Raw genomic sequence first — 4,422 nt, forward strand, 5'->3', positions numbered from 1 at the left:
CGTCGGGTCCGGCGGGGCCGCCGTGGAGCGTCGTCGGGCGGGCGGGTGGGGTCCGCCGTACGCCCGTGGGGGCCTCGCCTTCGGATCACGCCGGGCGGACGCGATCCGAGGGCGAGGCCCTCGGGGCTCAGCCGATCGACTCGCCGTGGAGGATCAGCGCCCAGCAGAGGCAGACCAGCGCCGCCGTGCAGAGCAGCGCCCGGACCACGTTCCAGCGCACCCAGGTGGTCTCGAACCGGTCCCGCACCGGCGCCGGGTCGGCGATCAGCCCGGGCTCGCCGGCCGCCGCGAGGGCGTTGTTCAGCGGGATGTTGATCGCCCGGGTGACGGCCAGCGAGGCCGTGTAGAAGACCAGCGCGGCGATGATCGCCGGCAGTTCGCGGTGCCCGTCGGCCGGCAGGTGGAGCACCAGCGCCGCGCCCGTGAACAGCAGCGCGCCCACGAAGCCCAGCAGGAACCAGCCGTTCAGGATGGCCACGTTGATGCGCTGCATGACCTCGATGAAGGTCCGGTCGTCGGTACCGCGCAGCCCCGGCATGACGGAGCAGGCGTAGGCGTAGAACAGACCGGTGGTGAGCCCGGTCGTCATGGTGGCGGCCACGAGCACGATGACGCGCGACAGTTCCATCGGGAGGGTCCTTCCAGTGCGTGGGGGCGGCGGTGCGGCCGGTCGGCCGGGGTGCGGCCTCCGTGATCGTCGGCCGTCCGGAGTCCGGTGCCCGGACCGGACGTTCAAGACCCTCTCAAATGAGTCAGCGTCAATCCATGTCCCAGAGTCTAGAGTTGTCGGGTGGATACTCTCATGGGGCTCATGGACGGCCCGAAGGCGCGCGGGGCGTTCCTGCTCCGTTCGGTGCTCGACCCGCCGTGGTCGGTGCGCATCGAGGACCGCGCCCCGCTCTCCGTGGTGACCATGGTCAACGGCGACGCCTGGGTCCTGCCCGAGGAGGGCGAGGCGGTCCGGCTGCGGCCCGGTGACGTGGCGCTGGTGCGCGGCCCCGCGCCGTACACCCTCGCGGACGACCCCGGTACGCCGTTGCAGATCGTGGTCGGCCCCGGCCAGGCCTGCTCGCTCGGCGGGGTGGACGTCTCCGAGAGCCTCGCGCTGGGCGTGCGCACCTGGGGCGGCGGCAAGGGGCCGGACGCGGCGGTGATGCTCTCCGGCACCTACGGCGCCGACCACGAGATCGGCCGCCGGCTGCTCGCCTGCCTGCCCACCCTGCTGGTCCGGCCGGCGGGCTCGGGCACCGAGGCGGACGACGTGCTCACCCGGCTGCTCGCCTCGGAGATCGGCCGCACCGAACCCGGCCAGGAACTGGTCCTCGACCGGCTGCTGGACCTCCTGGTGGTCGGCGTGCTGCGCACCTGGCTGGCCCGGCCCGAGGCGGGCGCCCCGCCCTGGTACCTCGCCCAGGGCGACCCGGTGGTGGGCCCGGCGCTGCGGCTGCTGCAGGAGGAGGTCGCCCACCCCTGGACGGTGGCCTCGCTGGCCTCCCGGGTCGGGGTCTCCCGCGCCCACCTGGCCCGGCGCTTCACCGAGTTGGTGGGCGAGTCGCCGATGGCCTACCTCGCCACCTGGCGGCTGACGCTGGCCGCCGACCTGCTGGCCGATCCGGCCCGCACGATCGGCTGGGTCGCCTCCCGGGTCGGCTACAGCAGCGCCTTCGCGCTCAGCGCGGCGTTCAAGCGGGTCCGCGGGGTGAGCCCCCAGGAGCACCGCCGGCTGGTCGCCGCGGGCATCGCCCCCGGCGCGGACCCGGCGGCCGCGGCCACCACGGCGGGCGGGACGGTGGTCCTGGCGGGCTGAGCCCCGTCGGCCGTACACGAGCGGCCCGTCCGGGCGAGGTCCGGACGAGCCGGAACCGTTCTCCGCCCGCAGGCGTCTCCACCCCCGTGCCGGCTGCGGACGATCATGGCCGCGTGCCGGGGGCGACTTCGGTGGACTGGGGGGCGAGAATGGCCGGTGTGGTGACGGATCCGGCGGTCGCGGCGGACGGCGGGCCGCCGCCCGCCCGGCCGCGGCGGCGGATCCGCTGGCTGGGCCGGCGGCGCGGACCGTGGTGGACGGCGGCCGTCGTCGCCTGCTGCGTCCTGCTGACCTGGCCGGCCGGGCTGGCCGTGGTCCGCCTCGGCGGCTGGGACGACGGCACGGTCCTGGCGATGCCGATGGCCACCCTGCCGTACGCGGCCGCCGCCGCCCTGCTCGCCCTGGGCGTCCTGCTGGCGCTGCGCTCCTGGCGCACGGCCGCCGTGGCGGGGCTGCTGGTGCTCCTCCAGCTGGTGTGGCTGCTGCCCCGCGTGGTGCCGGACGGCGGGTCCGCCCCGGCCGACGCGCCGCGGCTGCGGGTGGCCACCAGCAACGCGTACCTGGGCCGGGTCGACCCGGCCTCGCTGGTGCGCCTGGTCCGCGAGCAGCGGATCGACGTGCTGGCGATGGAGGAGAGCGCTCCGTCCGTCACGCGGAAGCTGGACGAGGCGGGGCTGGCCGAGCTGCTGCCGTACCGGGTGCAGCCGCAGGGCCGCGACACCGCGCTGTTCTCGCGCCTGCCGCTGACCCTCCCGGACGCCTCCGCCCCGCCCGCGGTCCGCGCGCAGGTGAGCGCCGAGGTGTCCGTCTCCGGGCGTCCGGTGCGGCTGTACGCGGTGCACACCTATTACCCGCTCGGCGACGCGGTCGCCTGGAGCCGGAGCTTCACGGAGCTGAAGGCGGCGGCGAGGGCGGGCGGCACCGGGAACGCGGTGTTCTTCGGGGACTTCAACGCGACCCTCGACCACGCGCCGATGCGCGAGTTCCTGGACACCGGCCTGACCGACACCCACGCCGAGCTGGGTTCGGGCCTCGCGCCGACCTGGCCGGAGAACAACGACGACTTCCCGCTGCTGCCCCCGGTCATCCAGATCGACCACGTGCTGCACGGCGACGGCCTGACCGCGGTGGACGTCTCCGAGCACACCCTCGACGGCACCGACCACCGCGCGGTGGTCGCCGAACTGGCCGTCCTGCGCTGAGCCCCCGGTGGGGCCGCGGCCGCCGCGGCCCCACCGCCGGTGGTCAGCCGGCCTTGCGCAGCTTCTCCACCTGGGCGGTCACCACGGCCTGCGGCACCTTGACCGCGCCCGGCTCGGCGCCCTTGGAGGTCATCAGGGCGGCGGAGAAGGCGGTGATCACGGTGCCCTGGCGGACGACGACCAGCTCCTGGGACTTGCTGCCGTAGGAGAGGGTGTACGAGACGGCCTCGTCCCCGACGGAGGGGGCGGGCAGCGCCGCGACCGTTCCGGGCTGGGGGATGCCGCCCTCGTACTTGGTGCAGGTGGTCAGGGCGGTCCGCAGGTCGGCGAGCACCTTCTTCGCCCCGGCCTCGTCGAGGCCGGCCAGCAGGATGCTGACCGCGACGGCGGGGCTGGTGCCCTGCGGCGGGGTGAGCATGGCGGCCGCGTAGGCGCTCGGGTGGGGGTTGATCTTGCCGGTGCGGATGTTCTCCACCGGCTGGCAGTCGGCGGGCCGGGTGGGCAGGCCCTCCTTGCTGCCGACCTCCGCCGGGATCGGCATCACCGTGTAGCCGCTCACATCGCCGGCGGCCAGCGCGGCGGCCGTGAGCGCCGTCTTGTCGAGGGCCTTGGCGGGGCCCGCCGGGGTGGCGGGGGCCGGGGGCTGCGCCCCGCCGGGGGCGGCGCCGGGGGCACCAGGGGCGGTGGCGGCCGGGGCGCCGCTCGCGGACGGTCCGCCGCCGGCGGCCTTGCCGTCACCCGTGCCGCCGCTGCCGCAGGCCGCGACGAGCAGGGCGGTGGTCAGGCCGAGCGCGGCCCGCGCCGCGCTGTTGCCTCGCATCAGAACTTCTCTCCGTCCGGGGATCGACTCCTGGTTCGGCGGCCATGCTGGCACAGCCGGGCCGGTCCCGATGCGTCAATCGGGTGAAGGGGCCGAGAGAGTGACGTTCTGTCATACTCGGCCGGTTCGGGACCGCAGCCCCGGCCCGGCCAGGACGACCCCGGCGGCCGCCGCGACGACCCCGGCCGCCATCAGCCCGTGCCGGGAGCGCCAGGACAGCACGGACCAGGAGGACTGCGCCGACAGCAGCGAGCCCTTGCTGAGCCAGGACCCGGCGGACAGCAGCGACAGCGCGGAGCCGATCGAGCCGACCGACAGCACACTGCCGACCGACCCCACCGAGAGGACCGACCCGACCGAGCCGATCGACAGGGTGGAGCCCACCGAGGCGATCGACAGGACGGAGTCCTTCGACCAGAGCGTGAAGGATTCTGAGGATCTACGGATCATGCGCCGATCCTACGCGCGGACCTCGGCCCACCGGCTCTCCACCGCCGGGGCGGTGTGCCCCGGTCAAACCCCCCCCCACCCCCCCCCCCGGCGCCCCGCTCACTCTTGGTTTGCCAGCCCCGGGGGGTGTGTTGCCCCCCGGT

Annotated in this window: 5 protein-coding genes; 2 read left to right on the forward strand and 3 right to left on the reverse strand. The window is 75.4% G+C overall.

Going from position 1 to position 4,422, the window contains the following annotated elements:
* Nucleotides 1-127: 127 nt before the first annotated feature.
* Nucleotides 128-628: an anthrone oxygenase family protein gene (locus tag ACWEQL_RS41205; RefSeq protein WP_452156564.1), complete on the reverse strand. Its 501-nt coding sequence runs from the start codon at nucleotides 626-628 to the stop codon at nucleotides 128-130.
* Nucleotides 629-790: 162 nt separating this feature from the next.
* On the opposite strand from ACWEQL_RS41205, the gene ACWEQL_RS41210 reads away from it, so the two are divergent.
* Nucleotides 791-1,807, forward strand: coding sequence for an AraC family transcriptional regulator (locus ACWEQL_RS41210; protein ID WP_452156566.1), 1,017 nt, complete (start codon nucleotides 791-793; stop codon nucleotides 1,805-1,807).
* Between the two features lie 158 nt (nucleotides 1,808-1,965).
* A complete protein-coding gene (locus ACWEQL_RS41215) occupies nucleotides 1,966-3,009 on the forward strand; it encodes an endonuclease/exonuclease/phosphatase family protein (protein WP_452156568.1) in 1,044 nt (347 codons plus the stop codon).
* A 43-nt stretch (nucleotides 3,010-3,052) separates the two neighbouring features.
* Here ACWEQL_RS41215 and ACWEQL_RS41220 read toward each other — a convergent pair whose 3' ends face one another.
* Together ACWEQL_RS41220 and ACWEQL_RS41225 are read right to left on the reverse strand one after the other, a co-directional pair.
* The gene (locus tag ACWEQL_RS41220) at nucleotides 3,053-3,829 is read right to left on the reverse strand and encodes a hypothetical protein (protein ID WP_452156570.1); all 777 of its coding nucleotides are present in this window, start codon (nucleotides 3,827-3,829) and stop codon (nucleotides 3,053-3,055) included.
* A 111-nt stretch (nucleotides 3,830-3,940) separates the two neighbouring features.
* The gene (locus ACWEQL_RS41225; protein WP_452156572.1) at nucleotides 3,941-4,279 is read right to left on the reverse strand and encodes a hypothetical protein; all 339 of its coding nucleotides are present in this window, start codon (nucleotides 4,277-4,279) and stop codon (nucleotides 3,941-3,943) included.
* Between the last annotated feature and the right edge of the window lie 143 nt (nucleotides 4,280-4,422).

This window comes from Kitasatospora sp. NPDC004240 (genome assembly GCF_053603215.1).